The following is a 21,432-nucleotide window of genomic DNA, read 5'->3' on the forward strand; positions in this document are numbered from 1 at the left end:
GGGACCGGCCATGGCGCTCACGCTCTACGTCGACACCGCGCGCTGGCGGGCACACCACAAGCATGTGCAGGAGCAGTTCCCGGGGCTCGTCCCCGTCTGCAAGGGCAACGGCTACGGGTTCGGCCATGAGCGGCTGGCGGAGGAGGCCACCCGTCTGGGCTCGGACATGCTCGCGGTGGGCACGACGTACGAGGCGGCCCGGATCAAGGACTGGTTCGGCGGCGATCTGCTGGTGCTGACGCCGTTCCGGCGGGGCGAGGAGCCCGTCCCGCTGCCGGACCGCGTCATCCGCTCGGTGTCGTCCGTGGACGGCGTGTACGGGCTCGTGGGTGCCCGGGTGGTCATCGAGGTGATGTCCTCGATGAAGCGCCATGGTGTCAGCGAGCAGGACCTGCCTCAGCTGCACGCGGCCATAGAGAACGTACGGCTGGAAGGCTTCGCCATCCACCTGCCGCTGGACCGTACCGACGGCTCCGACGCCGTCGAGGAGGTCATCGGCTGGATGGACCGGCTGCGCGCGGCCCGGCTCCCGCTGCACACCATGTTCGTCAGCCACCTCAAGGCCGATGAGCTGACCCGGCTCCAGCAGCAGTTCCCGCAGACCCGCTTCCGCGCCCGCATCGGCACCCGGCTGTGGCTCGGGGACCACGAGGCCACCGAGTACCGCGGGGCCGTCCTGGACGTGACGCGGGTGGCCAAGGGCGACCGTTTCGGCTACCGGCAGCAGAAGGCGGCCTCCGACGGCTTCCTGGTCGTCGTGGCGGGCGGGACGTCGCACGGGGTGGGCCTGGAGGCCCCCAAGGCGATGCACGGCGTGATGCCGCGCGCCAAGGGCGTGGCCCGGGCCGGCCTCGCGACGGTGAACCGGAATCTGTCGCCGTTCGTCTGGGCGGGCAAGCAGCGCTGGTTCGCCGAACCCCCGCACATGCAGGTCTCGATCCTCTTCATCCCGGCGGACGCCACCGAGCCGAAGGTGGGCGACGAACTGGTGGCTCATCTGCGCCACACCACCACGCAGTTCGACCGGCTCGTCGACCGCTGACCCACCGAGCCGGAAGCACGACGAAGGCCGTACACGCAGTCCGTGTACGGCCTTGTCCCTGACGACTCGGCGCCCGGCTCGTCAGGGGGAACCGTCGTCAGCCGGCTCCCCGCCACGGCTGCCCCAGTCCACCGGGGGACCCTCGAAACGCGCGGCGTGCCGCGGCGGATGTGCGGCGGCTCCGAACGCGAAGACGTCCGGTGCGCCATCCAGTACGCCGCCGGACGGGTCGTCGTCACCAGCCCGGCGCACCATGTCCCGTTCCGGCAGGAAGACGTCGCGCACGACGACGGCGCACAGGTAGAGCGTCCCCAGCAGGTGGACGGCGATGGCGAGCTGGTACCCGTCCGTCGGGAGGCCTTTGTGAGCGTCTCCGCTGGTCGTGTAGGCGAGGTACATCCAGATCCCCAGGAAGTACGCGACCTCGCAGGCCTGCCAGATGAGGAAGTCCCGCCAGCGCGGCCGGGCGAGCGCGGCGAGGGGAACCAGCCACAGCACGTACTGCGGTGAGTAGACCTTGTTGGTCAGGATGAACGCGGCGACGATCAGGAAGGCGAGTTGGGCGAAGCGCGGGCGGCGCGGAGCGGTCAGCGTCATCACGGTGATGCCCGTGCAGATGAGCACCATCATGATCATCGCGTAGGTGTTGGCGGTGTCCGCCGTGATGTCGATGTTGAACCAGCGCGAGACGAACAGGAAGACGGACCCGAAGTCCACTCCCCGCTCCTGGCTGAAGCGGTAGAACTTGGACCAGCCCTCGGGGGCCAGCCACATCACCGGCAGGTTGACCACGAGCCACGCGCCGACGGCGCCCCCGACGGCGATCCCGTACTCCCGCCACCTGCCCGCTCGCCAGCACAGCAAGAGGAGCGGTCCCAGCACCAGGAACGGGTAGAACTTGGCGGCTGTGGCGAGCCCCACGAGGACGCCGAAGGCGAGGCTGCGGCCACGTGACCACATCAGCATCGCGGCGGCCAGCAGGGCCACGGCAAGCAGGTCCCAGTTGATGGTCGCGGTCAGGGCGAAGGCCGGCGCCAGGGCGACGAGAAGGCCGTCCCAGGGGCGCCTGCGGTGGATCCGGGCGGTGCACACGGCGATGACCGCGGCGCATACCAGGAGCATTCCGGCGTTGACCATCCAGTAGGTCTGCTCACGGGCCTGGATGCCGCCACTGCCCGGAGTCAGCCAGGAAGCCACCTCCATGAACACACCGGTGAGCACCGGGTACTCGAGGTAGTCCATGTCGCCCGGGAGCCTGTCGAAGTAGGGCACAAGCCCGTCGGCGAAGCCGCGCCCCTGGTAGAGGTGCGGGATGTCCGAGTAGCAGGCGTGCGTGTACTGCGAGCCGGCACCGAAGAACCAGCCGCTGTCATAGCAGGGCAGCTTCTGGACCATGCCGAGGGCGAACATGCCGATCGCGACGAGCGCCACGATCCGCACGGGCGTCCACCAGGACGTGCCGAGCAGGGCGCGTCGCCCGACGGGTCCGCCGATCAGCTCACTGCCGGCCGCGGCGACCTCGTCCTCCCTGGTCAGCCGTACCACATCCGGCTCGTGCACGCTCGCGCGCGTCGTCTCTGCACTGGGCATGAGGTTCATCCTGCCGTATCGAGCCAGGAAAAAGCCGAGGGCCGCCCCACCTGGCTGATGAGACGGCCCCTCTTCGGGCGATGTCACGCGAAACGGAGTGTTTCACGTGAAACACGGTCGGTCACGACTACCCGTTCGGTCCCGCGAAGATGCCTCCGTTGCCGTTGCCCCGGTTGTTTCCGCCGGTCGTCTCCGTCGGCGATGTACTCACGCCACCCGTGCCGCCTGCGTCGGTGCCGCCAGGGCCGGTTCCACCGTTTCCGTTGCCTCCTCCGTTGCAGCTGCTGTTGCCCCAGAACCCGCAGGTGTCGCTCGGCGAGGGAGCAGGCGGGGTCAGCGACGGGCTCGGCTTCACGCTCGGAGTCGGGCTCTGCGTGACGCTCTGTGTGGGCGTGGGCGTCACGCTGGGGCTCGGGGTGTCGTTGACGACCGTGCCGATGGGCTCCGGCGTCGGGAACGGCACCACGGGTTCGTCCTTGAGCGCCTCTGCCATGTAGTCGTGCCAGATCTCGGCCGGGAAAGAGGCGCCGTGGATCTTCTTCTGGCCGCCGGTTCCGTACATCTTCAGGAACGTACGGTTCTTGTTGGCCTCGTTGTCGTCCATGCGGAACATGCTGATCGCGGTGGACAGCTGCGGGGTGTACCCGACGAACCAGGCGGACTTGTTCTCGTCGGTCGTACCCGTCTTGCCCGCCACGTCGCGGCCGGGCAGCCTCGCCGCGGTACCGGTGCCCTTGTCGACCACGGTCTTCAGGACGTCGGTGACGTTGTCGGCGACCTTTGAGGTGAACGCGTCCTTCGCCTGCTTGGTGTGCTGGAAGACCACCCCGTCCTTGCTGCTGACCTTGTCGACCGAGTACGGATCGTTCTGCTTGCCGCTGGCCGCGAAGGTGGCGTAGGCACCGGCCATGCGGATCGCGCTCGGGGAGGAGGTACCGATGGAGAACGAGGGATACCTGGCGCTGGCCAGGCTGCCCTCCAGGATGCCCGCGTCCAGGGCGCTCTGCTTCACCTTGTCCAGGCCGACGTCCATGCCCAGCTGAACATAGGCGGAGTTCACCGAGAACTGCATCGCCTCGCGCAGGTCGATCTTGTAGTCCGGCGGGTCGCCCACCGACTCATCGCCGTCGTTCGTCTGCAGCCACTCCTCGCCCTTCTCGTTCTTCCAGACGGTTCCGTTGTACTCCTTGATCTTCAGCCTGTTCTTGCCGCTGTAGAGACTCTTCGGCGAGGCGACGGTGCGCTCGTCCTGCGCCTGCTCCGGCCCGAGGTCCGGATTGCGGACGCCCCACTTCATCGCCGCCGCCAGCACCAACGGCTTGAACGTCGATCCCACCTGGGCACCGGTCGCGTCGGCGTTGTTGGTGAAGTGCTTGGTGGCGTCCTCGCCACCGTAGATGGCCTTGATGGCCCCGGTGCCCGGGTCCACGGAAGCCCCACCGAACTGTACGAATTTGTCCGTGTTCGGGCGCAAGTTGGGCTTGATATTGGCCTTCCGAACGTTCTTGACCGCGGTCTCGAGCTGCTCGACCTTCTTCTTGTCGAAGGTCGTATAGATCTGGAGCCCGCCCTGCTGCAGCTTTTCCTGGGTGATGTGGGTTGTGTCGCTGTGAGTGACCAGGTAGCTGTTGGCCAGGTCGACGAGATAACCGATCTGGCCGCTCAGCCGGGTGTTCGACCGCGGGTTCTGGACCTTGGGAAGGGCCGTGTACTTGGCGCGCTCCGTGGCGCTCAGATGCCCGTACTTGACCATCTTGTTGAGGGTGTCCTGCATCTGCAGGGTCGCGCGCCTCTGGTTGGCCTGGGGAGTGGCGTTCTTCGGGTCGATGGACGTGGCGCCCGCGGGGTCGTAGTACGTGGCGCCCTTGAGCATCGCCGCCAGGAAGGCGCACTCACCGGGGTCCAGCTTGAGGGCGGGCTTGTTGAAGTACGCGTGCGCGGCGGCCTCGATACCGTAGGCGTTCCGCCCGTAGTACGCGGAGTTGAGGTAGCCGGCCAGGATGTCGTCCTTCTTGACGGTGGCGCCCACCTTGATGGCGATGAAGATCTCCTTGAACTTTCTGGAGATCGTCTGTGACTGGTCGTCCAGCCTCGCGTTCTTCACGTACTGCTGGGTGATGGTGGAGCCACCCTGGGTCTGACCACCCGTGGCCATGTTGAAGACGGCCCGGGCGATGCCCGTCGGGTCCACACCGCTGTCGGTGTAGAAGGTCTTGTTCTCCTGGGAGATGACCGCCCACCGCATCGCCGGAGGGATCTGCGAGAGGTTGACGATCTGCCGGTTGGTCTCGCCACCCGTGGCGACCATCTGGCTGCCGTCGGCCCAGTAGTAGACATTGTTCTGGGACTGCGCGGTCTTGGCGACATCCGGCACGCTCACCATCGCGTACCCGACGCCCGCCACCGCCACCAGGCTCCCCATGAAACCGATGAACAGCCCCGTGACCAGCTTCCAGGAGGGCACCCAACGCGCGACGCCATACCTGCCCGCGCGCGGGTAGTCGATGAGGCGTTTCCTGGCGGCAGCGGCCTCCCTGCCACGGCCCGCGCCGTCGGCCGCTCTGCGTCGGCCGCCCGTGTTTCTCTGAGCCGCCCGGCGGGCCTCGGCTCGGCCACCGTACGGGCGCTCCTCACCTCCCGCTCCATACGGGGCGGACGGAGACCCGGTGGCGCCTCGCGGTGCCGCGCGGCGGCCGGGGGACGCCGACTGGCCGCGTCGGGCCGCGGCACGTCCGCCTCCCTGCGGCTGCGGCGGTTTGCGACGGTGCTCGCTCATCGAACGACTACTCCTAGGGCAGGCGCACCCTTGCGCGCCTGGAAACGGCGGCTGGTTTCCGGTCCCCCCGAAGTACGGATGCGGTCGTTTCGGCATTCACCCGTACTGCACCAAGGACGAGGACGTCCCCCATAGGTCACTCGGTTCCCGGTGGTGTGCATGGCGCACAGACTACGCACCGGCAAATCCTGCCGAGCCCCGAACTTCACCCCAAACCAGGCAACTTGCGTCCTACGAATCGGTGATGTGATCCCGTTCACCGTGCCCCCTCTTGTCGCATCCGGAGGGGCGTTCTATCGTGCTGATGTATCGAGTCGATACATCAGCACGGCATAAAGACCGTGCGGACGGGACTGCGAAAGGAGGGAGGCGCGCATGAGCCGGCGTTCCGGGATCCTCGAGTTCGCCGTCCTCGGCCTGCTCCGCGAGTCCCCGATGCACGGCTATGAGCTGCGTAAACGACTCAATACGTCACTGGGTGTATTCCGCGCGTTCAGCTACGGGACGCTCTATCCGTGTCTCAAGACTCTGGTCGCCAACGGCTGGTTGACCGAGGAGCCGGGGAGCGTCTCCGACGACGCGGGCGCCGCCCCGCTCGCCGGGCGACGCGCAAAGATCGTCTATCGGCTGACACCCGAGGGCAAGGAGCACTTCGAGGAGCTGCTCTCCCAGACGGGTCCCGACGCGTACGAGGACGAGCACTTCGCCGCTCGTTTCGCCTTCTTCGGACAGACGTCCCGTGACGTGCGCATGCGCGTCCTGGAGGGCCGCCGCAGCCGACTGGAGGAGCGCCTGGAGAAGATGCGTGCCTCGCTGGCGCGCACCCGGGAGCGCCTCGACGACTACACCCTCGAGCTCCAGCGCCACGGAATGGAGTCCGTGGAGCGCGAAGTGCGCTGGCTGAACGAGCTCATCGAGAGCGAGCGGGCCGGACGGGACCTCAGAGGTTCCCCTGCCGACGGCTCCGCTCCTGGCAGCACATCTGGAGCAACGGGCGGCCTGCCCCGGCACCGGGACAGCACCCGGCCGGATCCGTCCGACGACACCACCCCGTGAGGCCCGGTCGGGGCCTCACACGTACACACAGGGAGCAACCGGAATGGGTTCGGTTCGCGTAGCCATCGTCGGCGTGGGTAACTGCGCCGCATCGCTGGTGCAGGGAGTCGAGTACTACAAGGACGCCGACCCGGCGTCCAAGGTGCCGGGTCTGATGCACGTCCAGTTCGGCGACTACCACGTGCGTGACATCGAGTTCGTCGCCGCGTTCGACGTGGACTCCAAGAAGGTCGGCCTCGACCTGGCGGACGCCATCGGCGCCTCGGAGAACAACACCATCAAGATCTGCGACGTCCCGTCCACCGGCGTGACGGTCCAGCGCGGCCACACCCTCGACGGTCTCGGCAAGTACTACCGCGCCACCATCGAGGAGTCCGCCGATGAGCCGGTCGACGTCGTCCAGGTCCTCAGGGACAAGCAGGTCGACGTCCTCGTCTGCTACCTGCCCGTCGGCTCCGAGGACGCGGCGAAGTACTACGCCCAGTGCGCGATCGACGCCGAGGTCGCCTTCGTCAACGCCCTTCCGGTCTTCATCGCCGGCACCAAGGAGTGGGCCGACAAGTTCACCGAGGCCGGCGTCCCGATCGTCGGTGACGACATCAAGTCGCAGGTCGGTGCCACCATCACGCACCGCGTCATGGCGAAGCTGTTCGAGGACCGGGGCGTGATCCTGGACCGCACGATGCAGCTGAACGTCGGCGGCAACATGGACTTCAAGAACATGCTCGAGCGCGAGCGCCTGGAGTCCAAGAAGATCTCCAAGACGCAGGCCGTCACCTCCCAGATCCCCGACCGGGACCTCGGTGAGAAGAACGTCCACATCGGCCCGTCCGACTACGTGGCCTGGCTCGACGACCGCAAGTGGGCCTACGTCCGCCTCGAGGGCCGTGCGTTCGGCGACGTCCCGCTGAACCTGGAATACAAGCTCGAGGTCTGGGACTCCCCGAACTCCGCGGGTGTCATCATCGACGCCGTGCGCGCCGCGAAGATCGCCAAGGACCGCGGCATCGGCGGACCGATCCTGTCCGCGTCCTCGTACTTCATGAAGTCTCCGCCGGTCCAGTACTTCGACGACGAGGCCCGCGAGAACGTCGAGAAGTTCATCAGGGGCGAGGTCGAGCGCTGACGTCGCTCCCGTGCCCGTGCCGGGGTCCCCGGGGCATCTGCCCGGGGACCCCGGCACGTGTGTGAGGCTGTGCCCCATGTCCGTCGTGCGCGATCTGCGGGTCCTCCTGCGCTTCAGCCGTTTCAGGCGCCTGCTCGCCGTACGGCTGCTGTCCCAGGGGGCCGACGGCGTCTACCAGATCGCACTCGCCACGTACGTGGTCTTCTCCCCCGCGAGACAGACCTCGGCCACGGCCATCGCCTCCGCCATGGCGGTGCTGCTCCTGCCGTACTCCCTCGTCGGCCCCTTCGCGGGCGTCCTGCTGGACCGCTGGCGGCGCCGCCAGGTCTTCCTCCACGGCAACCTGCTGCGCGCCCTGCTGGCCTGCGCCACCGCCGCCCTGATGGTGAGCCATGTCCCGGACTGGCTCTTCTACGTCTCCGCGCTGTGTGTCACCGCGGTCAACCGTTTCATCCTCGCGGGCCTGTCCGCGGCGCTGCCCCGGGTGGTCGACACCGAACGCCTGGTGATGGCCAACTCGCTCTCCCCGACGGCCGGCACGCTCGCCGCGACCGCGGGCGGCGGACTCGCCTTCGCCGTACGGCTGGTGATCGCCGACTCCGATGCCGCGGTGGTGCTGCTGGCTGCGCTGCTGTATCTGGGATCGGCCCTGGCATCGCTGAGTCTCGCCCCGGGGGCCCTTGGCCCGGACAGGGATGCGGTGCCGCCGCACCTCGGCGCCGTGCTGCTCGGCACCACGCGTGATCTGGTGGCCGGTGTACGGCATCTCGCGGCACCCCCGCGCCGGGAGGCCGCCTGGGCACTCACCGCGATGACCCTGATGCGATTCTGCTACGGCGCGCTGCTCGTTCTGCTGCTCATGCTGTGCCGCTACGCCCTGTCCGGGACCCCGCGCCAGGGGCTGGCCCTGCTGGGGCTGGCGCTGGGCGTGTCCGGGGCCGGGTTCTTCGCCGCAGCCGTGGTGACACCGTGGGCGGCGGGGCGGCTCGGTCCCGGCCGTTGGATCGCGGTGTGCGCGGGGTCCGCCGCCGTGCTGGAGCCCTCACTCGGCCTCCCGTTCGCCGCGGGGCCCATGCTGGTGGCCGCGTTCGTCCTGGGGCTGACCACACAGGGCGCGAAGATCTCCACCGACACGATCGTTCAGTCCTCGGTCGACGACGGCTTCCGCGGCCGGATCTTCTCGGTCTACGACGTGCTCTTCAACGTGGCCTTCGTCGGTGCGGCCGCGGTCGCCGCCGCCATGCTGCCTCCCGACGGCCAATCAGTCGCTCTGGTGGTCATGGTCGCTGTTGTCTACGCGGCCGTTGCCTTGTTCATGTCCCGCTTTGAGCGCCGGTAAGTGTCACATCAGGGCCACGGTGCCCTATGGGACTTCAGAGTTGTCAGTACATACCTGTAGCTTACGGGCGTCTTACTTCGCACCAATACGCACCCGCGTTCGAGGGGGACCCCGAAAGTGACCACTCCGCCGCCCCAGGGCACGAATCCGTACGCCCAGCAGTCCACCGTGCCCATGGGGCAGCAGCCCGGCCAGCCGGGAGTCGCCCAGCAGCCGTACACACCGCAGCCGCCGTATCCGCCGCAGGGATACCCGCAGCAGCCGGGGTACCAGCAGCAAACGGGATACCAGCAGCTGCCGTACCCTCCCTTCCCCCAGCAGCAGGGCGCTCCGGCGCCACTACCGCCGCAGGCGGGTCCGGGCAAGCGCGCCGGCAAGAAGGGGATACAGATCGTGGGCGCCATCATGGGCGCCATCGTCATCGCCGTCATCGTCGCCGCCATCAAGTTCGGGGCGGGCTGGTTCCCGACCCGCGACGACGCGGAGACCACGTCGGCGGGTTCCTGCATGCACAACGACGGCACATACTCCAACCCCAAGCTCAACGAGGTCGGCTGCTCTTCCAGCGACGCCCAGTACAAGGTCGTCCAGAAGTTTGACGGCAGCAGCAACCAGAACAAGTGTCAGGACGTCAAGGAGGCGACGCTCTCCTACGTTCAGTACGGCGGCGGCCACGATGTGGTGCTCTGCCTGATCGAGCTCAAGAAGTAGTTCGGTCCGTACACGCGAAGGGCGATGTTTCACGTGAAACATCGCCCTTCGCGTGTGCCGCCGCGCTTGTTCCGGGGTCATGTTTCACGTGAAACATGACCCCGTTTCTCAACTCTCGCCCTGCTCGGCCCACCACTCCTTGAGCGCCCCCGCCGCGGCGTCGTACCCCATCGGACCGTTCTCCAGGCGCAGTTCCAGGAGGAACTTGTACGCCTGGCCGACGACCGGGCCGGGGCGGACCCCCAGGATCTCCATGATCTGGTTACCGTCCAGGTCGGGTCGGATCGCGTCCAGCTCCTCCTGCTCCTTGAGCTGAGCGATGCGCTCCTCCAGGCCGTCGTACGCTCGGGAGAGCGCGGCCGCCTTGCGCTTGTTGCGGGTCGTGCAGTCCGACCGGGTCAGCTTGTGGAGACGTTCAAGGAGCGGGCCCGCGTCACGGACGTAGCGGCGCACCGCGGAATCCGTCCACTCTCCCGTGCCGTAACCGTGGAACCGCAGGTGGAGTTCGACCAGACGTGAGACGTCCTTCACCAGGTCGTTGGGGTACTTCAGCGCCGTCATCCGCTTCTTGGTCATCTTGGCACCGACCACCTCGTGATGGTGGAAGGAGACCCGGCCGTCCTTCTCGAAGCGGCGCGTCTTCGGCTTTCCGATGTCATGCAGCAGCGCGGCGAGTCGCAGTGTCAGGTCGGGGCCGTCCTGCTCCAGCCCCATCGCTTGCTCAAGGACGATCAGCGTGTGGTCGTAGACGTCCTTGTGCCGGTGGTGCTCGTCACGCTCCAGCCGCAGAGCGGGCAGCTCCGGCAGAACATGATCGGCGAGCCCTGTCTCGACCAGGAGCGTGAGCCCCTTGCGTGGGATGGCGGACAGGATCAGCTTGTTCAGCTCCTCCCGTACACGTTCGGCGGAGACGATCTCGAGACGCCCGGCCATCTCCTTCATCGCCGTGACGACCTCGGGAGCCACCTCGAAGTCCAGCTGGGCCGCGAAGCGCGCGGCCCGCATCATCCGCAGTGGATCGTCCGAGAACGACTCCTCCGGGGTCCCCGGAGTGCGCAGCACCCGGCCGGCGAGATCGTCGAGCCCCCGGTGCGGATCGATGAACTCCTTCTCGGGCAGCGCGACGGCCATGGCGTTGACCGTGAAGTCACGCCGGACCAAATCCTCCTCGATGGAGTCGCCGTACGACACCTCGGGCTTACGCGAGCTCCGGTCGTAGGCCTCCGACCGGTACGTCGTCACCTCGATCTGGAAGCGCTGAACAGCGTCTCCGACGCGGGCTTCTTTCTGGGCCCCGACCGTGCCGAAGGCGATCCCCACGTCCCATGTGGCGTCCGCCCACGGCCGCACGATCTTGAGGATCTCCTCCGGGCGGGCGTCCGTGGTGAAGTCCAGATCGTTGCCGAGCCGGCCGAGGAGGGCGTCCCGTACCGAGCCGCCGACCAGAGCGAGCGAGAAGCCCGCTTCCTTGAAGCGGCGGGCGAGATCGTCGGCGACAGGGGAGACCCGCAGCAGTTCGCTCACAGCGCGCTGCTGTACCTGACTCAGGGCACGGGGATTGTCTTCGTTGGCGTTCGGCACAACAGAAAAGGGTACGTGTCCCGGACGCGGGTGGGCGCCCGCATTAAACCTGCACGAGCTTTCCGTAAGCGCACCCCGACGCTCCGTGGCGACAGGGCGTGCCGTGCCCGCCTTCACCGGGCAGTCCCGCTCCGTTCCGATCTTGTGGTCCGGACCGCGGCACTTCCCTTCCGCGCACATCGTTACCATGCGTGGACGCACATTCCGACGACCACTGACGACGACGAGGGACGGGCGAGCGCGTGGCCGAGGCGGCAGACTTCCAGGGGATGAGTTCCTCACCTGCCCGCCGGTGGCTCCGGCGTACCGGAGCCCTGCTCGCGGGCGCACCCCTGCTGGCCGGCCTGCTGCAGCTGCCCGCCGGCCCGGCTGCGCACGCCGCCGGGAGAAGCGCCGCGGTGGAGGCCGGCAGCTCCCCCGCGGTCAGTGTCTCCCTCAGCTCCCTCAGCCCCAGCGTGCCGACGGACAGCGACACCCTCACCGTCTCCGGTACCGTCACCAACAATGGCAAGCAGGCCGTCACGGACGCCCACGTGGGTCTACGCGTCGGCCAGGAGCTGACCAACCGCGCGTCCATGGACTACGCCGCACGACGCACCGGCTATCTGCCGAACGTCGACGGCACCGAGGTCGGCGGCAAGTACGTCGAGAAGTTCGCCCGGCTCCCGGCGGGCGCCACCCAGGAATTCAGCATCTCCGTGCCCGTCAAGGAGCTGGACCTCGGCTCCGACGGGGTCTATCCGCTCGGCGTCTCGCTCTCCGGCCGGACCGCCGCGCAGCCCTACGAGCAGGTGCTCGGCATCCAGCGGACGTTCCTGCCCTGGCAGCCCGACGACGCCGCCGCCAAGACGCAGACGACGTTCCTGTGGCCGCTGGTCTCCGATGTCCACATGACCGCGGAGACGCTCCCCGACCAACAGCAGACACCCGTCTTCCAGAACGACGACCTGGCCAAGGAGATCTCTCCGGGCGGCCGCCTCTCGCAGCTCCTGTCACAGGGCAAGGACCTCGACGTCACCTGGGTGGTCGACCCCGACCTGCTCGCCTCCGTGGACGCGATGACGGGCAGCTACAGCATCAAGGGCGACGGCGGCAGGGTCACGGCGGGCAAGAACCAGGCGGTCGCCAAGCAGTGGCTCGCCGACCTCGAGCAGGCGGTGCAGAACAAGGAGGTCGTCGCCCTCCCCTTCGGCGACCCCGACCTGGCCTCGCTCGCCCACAACGGGAAGAACGTCACCGGCTCCCTCAGCCACCTCAAGGACGCCACGGACGTCGCCGGGAGCACCGTGGAGACCATCCTCCACGTGAAACCGGACACGGACTTCGCCTGGCCCGTGGACGGCGCGATCGACCCGTCCATCATCAAGGTCGCCACCTCGGCCGGCGCCGACAAGGTGATCGCCCGCAGCGACAGCCTGCGGGAGACCGGCGGCCTGTCCTACACACCCACCGCCGCGCGCCCCATCGGGGGCGGCACCACGGCGGTGGTCGCGGACAAGGGCCTGTCGACCGCGTTCGACGGCGACATGACCACGGCCGCGAACTCCACCCTCGCCGTGCAGGATTTCCTGGCTCAGAGCCTGATGATCAACCTGGAGGAGCCGGGCAAGCAGCGCAGCATCGTGGTCGCTCCCCAGCGGATGCCGTCCGCGAGCCAGGCCCAGTCGATGGCGGAGGCGCTGACGGCCCTGCAGGGCAGCCACTGGTCGCAGTCGGCCGATCTGTCCGCTGCCGCCAAGGCCGAGCCGGACCCGGATGCCACGACAAGGGTGCCCGCTCCGTCCCGCTACCCCTCCCCGCTCCGCCGGAAGGAGCTGCCGCATGCGGCGTTCGACCAGATCGAGAACACGCAGGACAAGCTCGACAGCTTCCAGGTGATCCTCAACGACCCCGCCCGCGTCGTCACACCCTTCGGGCGGGCCATAGACCGCGCCATGTCGACCTCCTGGCGCGGGCACGCCGTCCAGGGGTCGGCCTTCCGCCAAGGCGTGGAGTCCTATCTGGACGGGCTCACCGGCCAGGTCCGGCTGATCGACAAGTCCGAGACGAAGCTCTCCGGCCGCAGCGCGACGATCCCCGTGACGGTGCAGAACAACCTCATGCAGGGAGTCGACCACCTGGTCCTGCGCCTCACGTCCCAGCAGCCGACACGTCTGAAGATCGGCAGCGGCCCCTACTCCGAGCAGCCCATCTCCGTCTCGGGCGGGCACAGCCAGTCCGTGAAGTTCACCACCACCGCCAACGCCAACGGGCGGGCCACGCTGATCGCCCAGCTCTTCACCGAGGACGGTCATCCCTACGGCCCTCCGATCAGCTTCGACGTGAACGTCACCGAGATCACCCCCACAGTGATGCTCGTCATCGCCGGCGGCGTCCTGCTGCTGGTGCTCGCCGGGTTCCGCATGTACACCCAGCGCAAGCGCCTGGCCGCACGGCAGGCCGAGGAGGAGCAGAACGACAGCCCGCGGAACGCGGAGGACGGGGTTCTGAACACGGCCGCCGAAGGCACCGTAGACACTGGGGACACCGCTGGATCCGCGAAGGCACCTGCACAGGGGTCGGACGCGGGGACCGGGGCAGACGACCCGGAGCACCCGAGTGACCCGGGGCCGGACACCGCACCGGAAAGCACCGACCCGTCCGGGACGGGTGAGAGAGTGGACCGTTGAGCGATGTCGTGGCCAAGGGCCCGGGGACAACGAGGTGGGGTAAATGAACGCGCCGTACGACGGTGACCGCGAGCAGGGCGCCGTGGACAGCTCGGGCCACCCCGAGGGCCCGCCACCGCACCAGCCCGGTCAGGTACCGCCGCAGCCGCCGGCCGACATGTACCTTGAGGACGCCTACCACCAGGACCCCTACCAGGGGCATGACCTCTCCGCTCAGGACCCGGTGACCGAGGCGCTCTACGACCGCGCCGCGCACCCCCCGCCGCCCCCCGGCCCGTACCAGCCGCAGCAGCCCCTGTACGGGCGGCCGCCGACGCCGCAGTACGCCCCCGATCCCCATGTGTGGGCCCAGCCGCCGGCGCCCGAGCCGGAAGGGCCGTCGCAGCACCTGCCGTACGGCGACGATCCCCGCACCACCCAGTTCGTGGGCGTCGACGACCTCGTCACCCGGACCGGTGAGGAGCGCCACGAGCCGGACGCCTTCGCGCACCTGTTCAGGGACCAGCAGGGCGGCGGACAGCCGTATGTGCAGCAGCCGTCCGTACCTGGCCCGGCACAGGCTCAGGGCCCGGTCGGGCCCCACCCGGCACCTGCCTACGCCCAGGTGTCCCCGCAGGAGCGGGCGTACGCCACCCCGGCCCCGACCGCGGCCGCAGCACCGGTGTCAGCGCCCGCGGCGACCGTCGAGCCCCCCGCGGCCCTCGCGCCGGAGGAGAAGAAGGGCGGGCGGGCCTCCAACCTTCTGAAGTCCAGCGCCGTGATGGCGGCGGGCACGATGGTCTCCCGGCTCACCGGGTTCATCCGCTCGGCGCTGATCGTCTCGGCGCTCGGCGTCGGCCTCCTCGGCGACACCTTCCAGGTCGCCTACCAGCTGCCGACGATGATCTACATCCTCACCGTGGGCGGTGGCCTCAACTCCGTCTTCGTGCCGCAGCTCGTGCGCGCCATGAAGGAGGACGAGGACGGCGGCGAGGCGTACGCCAACCGGCTGCTGACCCTGGTCATGGTGGCGCTCGGCGGCCTCACGGTGGTCGCGATCCTGGGGGCGCCCTTCCTGATCCGTCTGCTGTCCGACTCGGTCGCCAGCGACCCGGCGGCCAACGAGGTCGGCGTCACCTTCGTCCGTTACTTCCTGCCGTCGATCTTCTTCATGGGCATCCACGTGGTGATGGGGCAGGTCCTCAACGCGCGGGGAAAGTTCGGCGCGATGATGTGGACCCCGGTCCTGAACAACGTCGTCATCATCGTGACGCTCAGCGCGTTCATCTGGGTGTACGGCAGCGCGGCCCACTCCGGGATGAAGGTGACGAACATCCCGCCGGAGGGGCAGCGGCTGCTCGGAGTCGGCGTCCTGCTCGGCATGGTCGTCCAGGCCCTGGCGATGATCCCGTACCTGCGCGAGACCGGTTTCCGGCTGCGGCCGCGCTTCGACTGGAGGGGCCACGGCCTCGGCAAGGCCGCGACGCTCGCCAAGTGGACCGTCCTGTTCGTCCTCGCCAACCAGGCGGGCGCACTCGTCGTCTCCCAGTTGTCCACCTCGGCGGGCAAGCACTCCCCGGTCGTCGGCACCGGCTTCGCCGCCTATGCCAACGCCCAGCTGATCTGGGGACTCCCGCAGGCGATCATCACCGTCTCCCTGATGGCCGCCCTGCTGCCGCGCATCTCGCGCTCGGCCGCCGAGGGCGACGGCGGAGCCGTCCGCGACGACATCTCCCAGGGCCTGCGCACCACGGCCGTCGCGATCGTGCCGATCGCATTCGGGTTCGTCGCGCTCGGCATCCCGATGTGCACCCTGATCTTCGGCTCGTCCGGCACCGGCGCCTCCACCAACATGGGCTACATGCTGATGGCCTTCGGCCTCGGCCTCATCCCCTACTCCGTGCAGTACGTCGTGCTCCGCGCCTTCTACGCGTACGAGGACACCCGCACCCCCTTCTACAACACGGTCATCGTCGCCGCCGTGAACGCGGGCGCCTCGACCGTCTGCTACTTCATGCTTCCGGCCCGCTGGGCCGTGATCGGCATGGCGGCCTCCTACGGCCTCGCCTACGCGATCGGCGTCGGCGTCGCCTGGTCCCGGCTGCGCAAGCGGCTGGGCGGCGACCTGGACGGTGCCCGGGTGCTGCGGACGTACGCACGGCTCGGCATCGCCTCGGTGCCGGCCGCCCTGCTGAGCGGAGCGACCTGCTACGAGATCGGCCAGACGCTGGGACAGGGTGCGGTCGGCTCACTGGCAGCCCTGGTCGGCGGTGGCGTCCTGCTTCTCGGTGTCTTCTACGTGGCAGCACGCAAGATGCGCATCGAGGAACTCAACTCAATGGTCGGCATGGTCCGAGGGCGCCTGGGGCGCTGAGGCGGGGGTAGGCGCACAACCATCGTCCGCCGTCGCGTGTCGTGCATAGCGGCGGACTGTGGGCACAATTGGTTTCTGCGTCGGACAGCGCGCAACGGATGGGGAGGCAGGTACGACGGTGGCGGAACGGAGCACGGCTGCCGTCGACGTGGCAGACAACAGCGGTGACGAGCCGCTGGCCGCCAAGGCGGACCAGTCCACGTCCGACGGGGTGGCCCAGGACCGGGAGCGGGACACGGACAGCGACGAGCCGCAGGGGAGCGGCGGGACCGAGCGTCCCGGAAAGACCTCACCACCTGAACTGCACAGCGGCCACAAGCTCGCCAGACGCTACCGTCTCGAGGAGTGCGTCACCCGTCTGGACGGATTCAGCAGCTGGCGTGCGGTGGACGAGAAGCTCCGCCGCGCCGTCGGCATCCATGTCCTTCCCTCGGACCACACGCGGGCGCGTTCCGTACTGGCCGCGGCCCGCTCCTCCGCGTTGCTCGGCGACCCGCGATTCGTGCAGGTCCTGGACGCGGTCGAGGAGAACGACCTGGTCTATGTCGTGCACGAATGGCTGCCCGACGCCGTCGAACTGACCACGCTGCTCGCCACCGGGCCGCTGGAAGCCCACGACGCCTACCAGATGGTCACCCAAGTGGCCCAGGCCATGGCCGCCGCCCACCGCGAAGGCCTCTCCCATCTCCGTCTGAACCCCAGCACCGTTCTGCGCAGTTCCTCCGGGCAGTGGCGCATCCGCGGCCTCGCGGTGAACGCCGCCCTGCGCGGCATCGGGTCCGACACTCCGCAGCGCACCGACACGGAGGCCATCGGCGCGCTCCTGTACGCCGCCCTGACCCAGCGCTGGCCCTACGAGAACGACGCCTACGGTCTGTCCGGCCTGCCCAAGGGCGTCGGCCTGATCGCGCCCGACCAGGTACGGGCCGGTGTGCACCGCGGACTGTCCGAACTGGCCATGCGCGCGCTGGCCAACGACGGTGCCACCGCCTCCCGTCACGAGGCTCCGTGCACCACGCCGGAGGAACTGGTCAAGGCGATCGGTGAGATGCCCCGCATCCGCCCGCCGGAGCCCTCGTTCACCGCACCGCCCGACTACCAGCGCACCACGTACCAGCAGGGCACGTACGGGCGCCCCGTGACCCACCCGGGCGTCACCCAACCCGTACCCACGCCGCCGCCCCCACTGCAGAGCCGCACCGGCAAGGCCCTCAAGTGGGCGGTGTCCGCACTGCTGATCGCCGCGCTGGGCCTGGGCAGCTGGCAGCTGGCCGAGGCCCTGATGGACCAGGCCAAGAAGTCGGACAACACGAACCAGACGCATACGACGGACGGCAACGAAAAGAACGGCGGCGTCACGCCCAAGCCGAAGAGCGGTGAACCGATCGCCATCAGCAGGGCTCAGGACTTCGACCCGTTCGGTGACGGATCCGAGAAGCCGTCCGACATACAGAAGGCCTACGACAGCAGCCTGAGCACCTATTGGCAGACGGACTACTACAAGAGCGCCGACTTCGGTCGGCTGAAGCCGGGCGTGGGCATCATTCTGGACCTCGGCAAGGTCCAGCAGGTCGGAAGAGTGACGGTTTCCTTCGTAGGGGACACTTCGGTGGAACTCCGCGCAGCGAATGGGACCACTGACGCCCAGCCGACGTCCTTCAGCGGCTACAAGAAGGTCGCCGAAGGCTCGGGCACGACCGTGACGCTCAGGCCGCACCAGTCCCTCGAGACCAGGTATCTCCTGGTGTGGCTCACGAGTCTGCCGCAGACGGAGGAAGGCACCTATCGTGGCCGAGTGGCGGACGTCAGAGTCACCCACTGATTCTGCTCGCCGATGGTGGAAGCCCACGGTCACACAGCGGTCGGCGTCAGGCACCAGCCGACCAGGGCGCACGTGCATCCAGCCCGGGAAGAAGACCGGCAGGGCCTGCCGACGACTTGGCAGGCCCCGATGTCGTGTACGGACCCACGGGGGAAGACCGGTCCCGTAAGGTTGCCCTGAAGGAGGGGCCGATGGCAGAGGGCGTCGGGTACGGCGAAGCAAGCGATCAGGATCTGATCTCCCGTCATACAGCCGGCGACCCCGACGCCTTCGGAGAGGTCGTGCGTCGGCACCGTGACCGGCTGTGGGCCGTGGCGCTGCGGACGCTGGGGGACCGTGAGGAGGCGGCCGACGCCGTTCAGGACGCTCTTGTGTCCGCCTACCGGGCCGCCCATACGTTTCGGGGCCAGTCCGCCGTCACGACCTGGCTGCACCGGATCACGGTGAACGCATGCCTGGACCGCGCCCGTAAGGCGGCCTCCCGGAAGACCTCACCCGTGGACGACACGGAACGGCTGGAGCAGCTCCTGGAGCCGCATGAGTCGGCCTCGGCGCCGGCCGAGCGGAACGATCTGCATCGCCAGCTGCTGGAAGCCCTCGGCACCCTGCCTCCGGACCAGCGCGCCGCTCTCGTCCTCGTGGACATGCAGGGCTACCCGGTCGCGGAGGCCGCCCGCATTCTCGATGTACCGACCGGCACAGTAAAGAGCCGGTGCGCCCGAGGCAGAGCAAGACTGGTGCCGTTGCTCGCCCATCTGCGTGTGGAGAGCGACGGCGCGGATGTCAGGAAGCCGGGCGGCGGACGGAACCGGGCGCAGGGGACATCCGTCCCACCCGCAGCAGGACCACAGGATGCAGGGCCGAGCGATTCAGCTGCTGTGAAGGGCGGAGGTGGGCGAGCGTGACATCCACGACCGATAGGGCCGGGCACCCGGACGTCGAGGAGCTCTCCGACCTCAGCGAAGGACTTCTGCCGCCGCCCCGGACCACGGACGTGCGGCGGCATCTGGACGACTGCGACTTGTGCGCGGACGTGTACGACTCCCTGGGGGAGATCCGCGGGCTCCTCGGCACGCTTCCCGGCCCACCGCGCATGCCCGACGACGTGGTGAGCCGTATCGACGCCGCTCTCGCCGCGGAGGCGCTGAACCCCACGGCAGCAGCAACCGCGCCCGACACCGCCGCTGCCGACTCTCGCAAGCTCGTCGCCGCGCATGTTTCACGTGAAACAGCGCCCCCTTCCCCCGCCGGCCGCCCGTCGGGCCGCGCCCGCGCGGCCACCGGGCCGGGCCGCGCCCAGCGCACCCGTCGCGGCCGCCTCAGGACCGTGGTCCTTGCTGCCGTCTTCACGGCTGCGGCCGTGAGCCTGAGCACTCTGCTCATGCGGACGCACGGTGGCCACACGGAGAAGCCGTCGATTGCCGCTCCACAGCACACCGACGCCGCGCACACCTACTCCGAGGGCACGCTGCAGAGCCAGGTCACGAGCCTGCTCGCGGGGAAGACGGACCAGGGCCGCTCCAGCAGCGGCAAGCCCTGGGGCGTCCAGTCCGAGCCCAGTACAACCGGGTCCTCCGGCATGCGGCCGAACAAGACGTTCCAGGACACCACCGTCAACGTGCCCAGCTGCATACAGCGGGCCATCACCACCAACGAGAGCATCCTCGCCGCCGACAAGGGCGTGTACCGGGGAAGCCTCGTCTATCTCCTCGTCACCCCCGACGCCTCCGACAGCACGAAGGTCACGGCCTACATCGTCGACGCGACGTGCGTGAAGCAGGCCTCGGGGTCCCCCGGCAAGGTCCTGCTGACGCAGTCGTACGCCCGCTCCTGAGGTTTCCCGTCCCGGACGGTTCCTACCCGGGTGTCATTGGGAACTGTGTGCGGTGCCGTGTCTCCGTGTGCCCGGACACACCGGGAATGCGGGCCCCTTAGGATCCGTTGGGTGGGGTGAGAGCGCCGAGCAAGGCTCCCCCCGGCAGTAGGTAGCAGCAGTCTCCAGAGACGAGGAATCAAGCCGTGAGCGACGTCCGTAACGTGATCATCATCGGCTCCGGGCCCGCCGGTTACACGGCGGCGCTCTACACCGCGCGCGCGTCGCTGAAGCCACTGGTGTTCGAGGGCGCCGTCACCGCGGGTGGCGCGCTCATGAACACCACCGAGGTCGAGAACTTCCCCGGCTTCCAGGACGGCATCATGGGCCCCGAGCTCATGGACAACATGCGAGCGCAGGCCGAGCGCTTCGGTGCCGAGCTGCTTCCGGACGACGTCGTCTCCGTAGACCTCGCCGGTGAGATCAAGACCGTCACGGACACCGCGGGCACGGTGCACAAGGCGAAGGCGGTCATCGTCGCCACCGGCTCCCAGCACCGCAAGCTGGGCCTGCCGAACGAGGACGCCCTCTCCGGCCGCGGAGTCTCCTGGTGCGCCACCTGTGACGGCTTCTTCTTCAAGGACCAGGACATCGCCGTGATCGGCGGCGGTGACACCGCGATGGAGGAGGCCACCTTCCTTTCGCGCTTCGCCAAGTCCGTCACCATCGTCCACCGCCGTGACACCCTTCGGGCCTCGAAGGCGATGCAGGACCGCGCTTTCGCCGACCCGAAGATCAAGTTCGTCTGGGACAGCGAGGTGGCGGAGATCAAGGGCGACCCCAAGCTTGAGGGCCTGACGTTGCGGAACCTGAAGACCGGCGAACTGAGCGAGCTGCCGGTGACCGGCCTGTTCATCGCAATCGGGCACGACCCGCGCACCGAACTGTTCAAGGGCCAGCTCAACCTGGACGAGGAGGGCTACCTCAAGGTCGAAGCCCCCTCGACCCGCACCAACCTGGCCGGCGTCTTCGGCGCGGGCGATGTCGTCGACCACACCTACCGCCAGGCGATCACCGCCGCCGGTACCGGCTGCTCCGCCGCCCTGGACGCCGAGCGCTACCTCGCCGCCCTCGCGGACAGCGAGCAGCAGGCCGAGCCCGAGAAGACCACCGTCTGACCCCCGATTCGCCCAATCGCATCACCGAGGTAAGGAGCCCGCCGTGGCAGGCACCCTGAAGAACGTGACCGACGCCTCCTTCGAGGAGGAGGTCCTCAAGAGCGACAAGCCCGTCCTGGTGGACTTCTGGGCTGCCTGGTGCGGCCCCTGCCGCCAGATCGCCCCGTCGCTCGAGGCGATCGCCGCCGAGTACGGCGACAAGATCGAGGTCGTCAAGCTCAACATCGACGAGAACCCGGCGACGGCCGCCAAGTACGGCGTCATGTCGATCCCGACCCTGAACGTCTACCAGGGGGGCGAGGTCGCGAAGACCATCGTCGGTGCCAAGCCGAAGGCCGCGATCGTCCGCGACCTCGAGGACTTCATCGCCGAGTGA

The 21,432-nt window shown here is 68.6% G+C and carries 15 protein-coding genes; 12 read left to right on the top strand and 3 right to left on the bottom strand.

Features of this window, described 5'->3' with window-relative positions; all coding sequences use genetic code 11:
• The first annotated feature begins 10 nt into the window (after positions 1 to 10).
• Positions 11 to 1,042, top strand: a complete 1,032-nt coding sequence (locus AC5WS8_RS08000) for an alanine racemase (RefSeq protein ID WP_496102590.1) — start codon at positions 11 to 13, stop codon at positions 1,040 to 1,042.
• 81 nt (positions 1,043 to 1,123) lie between these two features.
• Here the strand turns inward: AC5WS8_RS08000 and AC5WS8_RS08005 are convergent, their stop codons facing one another.
• Positions 1,124 to 2,632 carry a glycosyltransferase family 87 protein gene (locus tag AC5WS8_RS08005; protein ID WP_496102591.1) on the bottom strand — a complete coding sequence of 503 codons (1,509 nt, stop codon included), beginning with the start codon at positions 2,630 to 2,632 and terminating at the stop codon, positions 1,124 to 1,126.
• 127 nt (positions 2,633 to 2,759) lie between these two features.
• Positions 2,760 to 5,408, bottom strand: coding sequence for a transglycosylase domain-containing protein (locus tag AC5WS8_RS08010; protein WP_496102592.1), 2,649 nt, complete (start codon positions 5,406 to 5,408; stop codon positions 2,760 to 2,762).
• A 375-nt stretch (positions 5,409 to 5,783) separates the two neighbouring features.
• Here AC5WS8_RS08010 and AC5WS8_RS08015 point away from each other — a divergent pair, with 375 nt between their 5' ends.
• The 4 genes from AC5WS8_RS08015 (at position 5,784) to AC5WS8_RS08030 (ending at position 9,640) form a co-directional block, all read left to right on the top strand.
• The gene (locus AC5WS8_RS08015; protein WP_496102593.1) at positions 5,784 to 6,464 is read left to right on the top strand and encodes a PadR family transcriptional regulator; all 681 of its coding nucleotides are present in this window, start codon (positions 5,784 to 5,786) and stop codon (positions 6,462 to 6,464) included.
• Positions 6,465 to 6,507: 43 nt separating this feature from the next.
• Positions 6,508 to 7,590 (top strand): inositol-3-phosphate synthase, encoded by a 1,083-nt coding sequence (locus AC5WS8_RS08020; RefSeq protein WP_496102594.1) that lies wholly within the window; start codon positions 6,508 to 6,510, stop codon positions 7,588 to 7,590.
• A 76-nt stretch (positions 7,591 to 7,666) separates the two neighbouring features.
• Positions 7,667 to 8,929, top strand: coding sequence for an MFS transporter (locus AC5WS8_RS08025; RefSeq protein WP_496102595.1), 1,263 nt, complete (start codon positions 7,667 to 7,669; stop codon positions 8,927 to 8,929).
• 117 nt (positions 8,930 to 9,046) lie between these two features.
• Positions 9,047 to 9,640 carry an LppU/SCO3897 family protein gene (locus AC5WS8_RS08030; protein WP_496102596.1) on the top strand — a complete coding sequence of 198 codons (594 nt, stop codon included), beginning with the start codon at positions 9,047 to 9,049 and terminating at the stop codon, positions 9,638 to 9,640.
• Positions 9,641 to 9,748: 108 nt separating this feature from the next.
• Here AC5WS8_RS08030 and AC5WS8_RS08035 read toward each other — a convergent pair whose 3' ends face one another.
• A complete protein-coding gene (locus AC5WS8_RS08035) occupies positions 9,749 to 11,221 on the bottom strand; it encodes a CCA tRNA nucleotidyltransferase (protein WP_496102597.1) in 1,473 nt (490 codons plus the stop codon).
• A gap of 242 nt (positions 11,222 to 11,463) precedes the next feature.
• Here AC5WS8_RS08035 and AC5WS8_RS08040 point away from each other — a divergent pair, with 242 nt between their 5' ends.
• The 7 genes from AC5WS8_RS08040 to trxA all read left to right on the top strand — a co-directional run bounded on the left by AC5WS8_RS08040 (position 11,464) and on the right by trxA (position 21,432).
• Complete coding sequence (locus tag AC5WS8_RS08040) at positions 11,464 to 13,890, top strand: DUF6049 family protein (RefSeq protein WP_496102598.1); 2,427 nt, start codon at positions 11,464 to 11,466, stop codon at positions 13,888 to 13,890.
• Positions 13,891 to 13,933: 43 nt separating this feature from the next.
• On the top strand, positions 13,934 to 16,243 hold the full coding sequence (gene murJ / locus AC5WS8_RS08045; protein WP_496102599.1) for a murein biosynthesis integral membrane protein MurJ: 2,310 nt from the start codon (positions 13,934 to 13,936) through the stop codon (positions 16,241 to 16,243).
• A 118-nt stretch (positions 16,244 to 16,361) separates the two neighbouring features.
• Positions 16,362 to 18,065 (top strand): protein kinase family protein, encoded by a 1,704-nt coding sequence (locus tag AC5WS8_RS08050; RefSeq protein ID WP_496102600.1) that lies wholly within the window; start codon positions 16,362 to 16,364, stop codon positions 18,063 to 18,065.
• A 191-nt stretch (positions 18,066 to 18,256) separates the two neighbouring features.
• Positions 18,257 to 18,970, top strand: a complete 714-nt coding sequence (gene sigM, locus AC5WS8_RS08055; RefSeq protein WP_496102601.1) for an RNA polymerase sigma factor SigM — start codon at positions 18,257 to 18,259, stop codon at positions 18,968 to 18,970.
• Positions 18,967 to 19,899, top strand: a complete 933-nt coding sequence (locus tag AC5WS8_RS08060; RefSeq protein ID WP_496102602.1) for an anti-sigma factor family protein — start codon at positions 18,967 to 18,969, stop codon at positions 19,897 to 19,899. Before sigM ends, AC5WS8_RS08060 begins: the two co-directional genes overlap by 4 nt.
• A gap of 185 nt (positions 19,900 to 20,084) precedes the next feature.
• Complete coding sequence (gene trxB / locus AC5WS8_RS08065; protein WP_496102603.1) at positions 20,085 to 21,056, top strand: thioredoxin-disulfide reductase; 972 nt, start codon at positions 20,085 to 20,087, stop codon at positions 21,054 to 21,056.
• Between the two features lie 43 nt (positions 21,057 to 21,099).
• Complete coding sequence (gene trxA / locus AC5WS8_RS08070) at positions 21,100 to 21,432, top strand: thioredoxin (protein WP_496102604.1); 333 nt, start codon at positions 21,100 to 21,102, stop codon at positions 21,430 to 21,432.

The organism is Streptomyces sp. PTL18 (assembly GCF_059510295.1).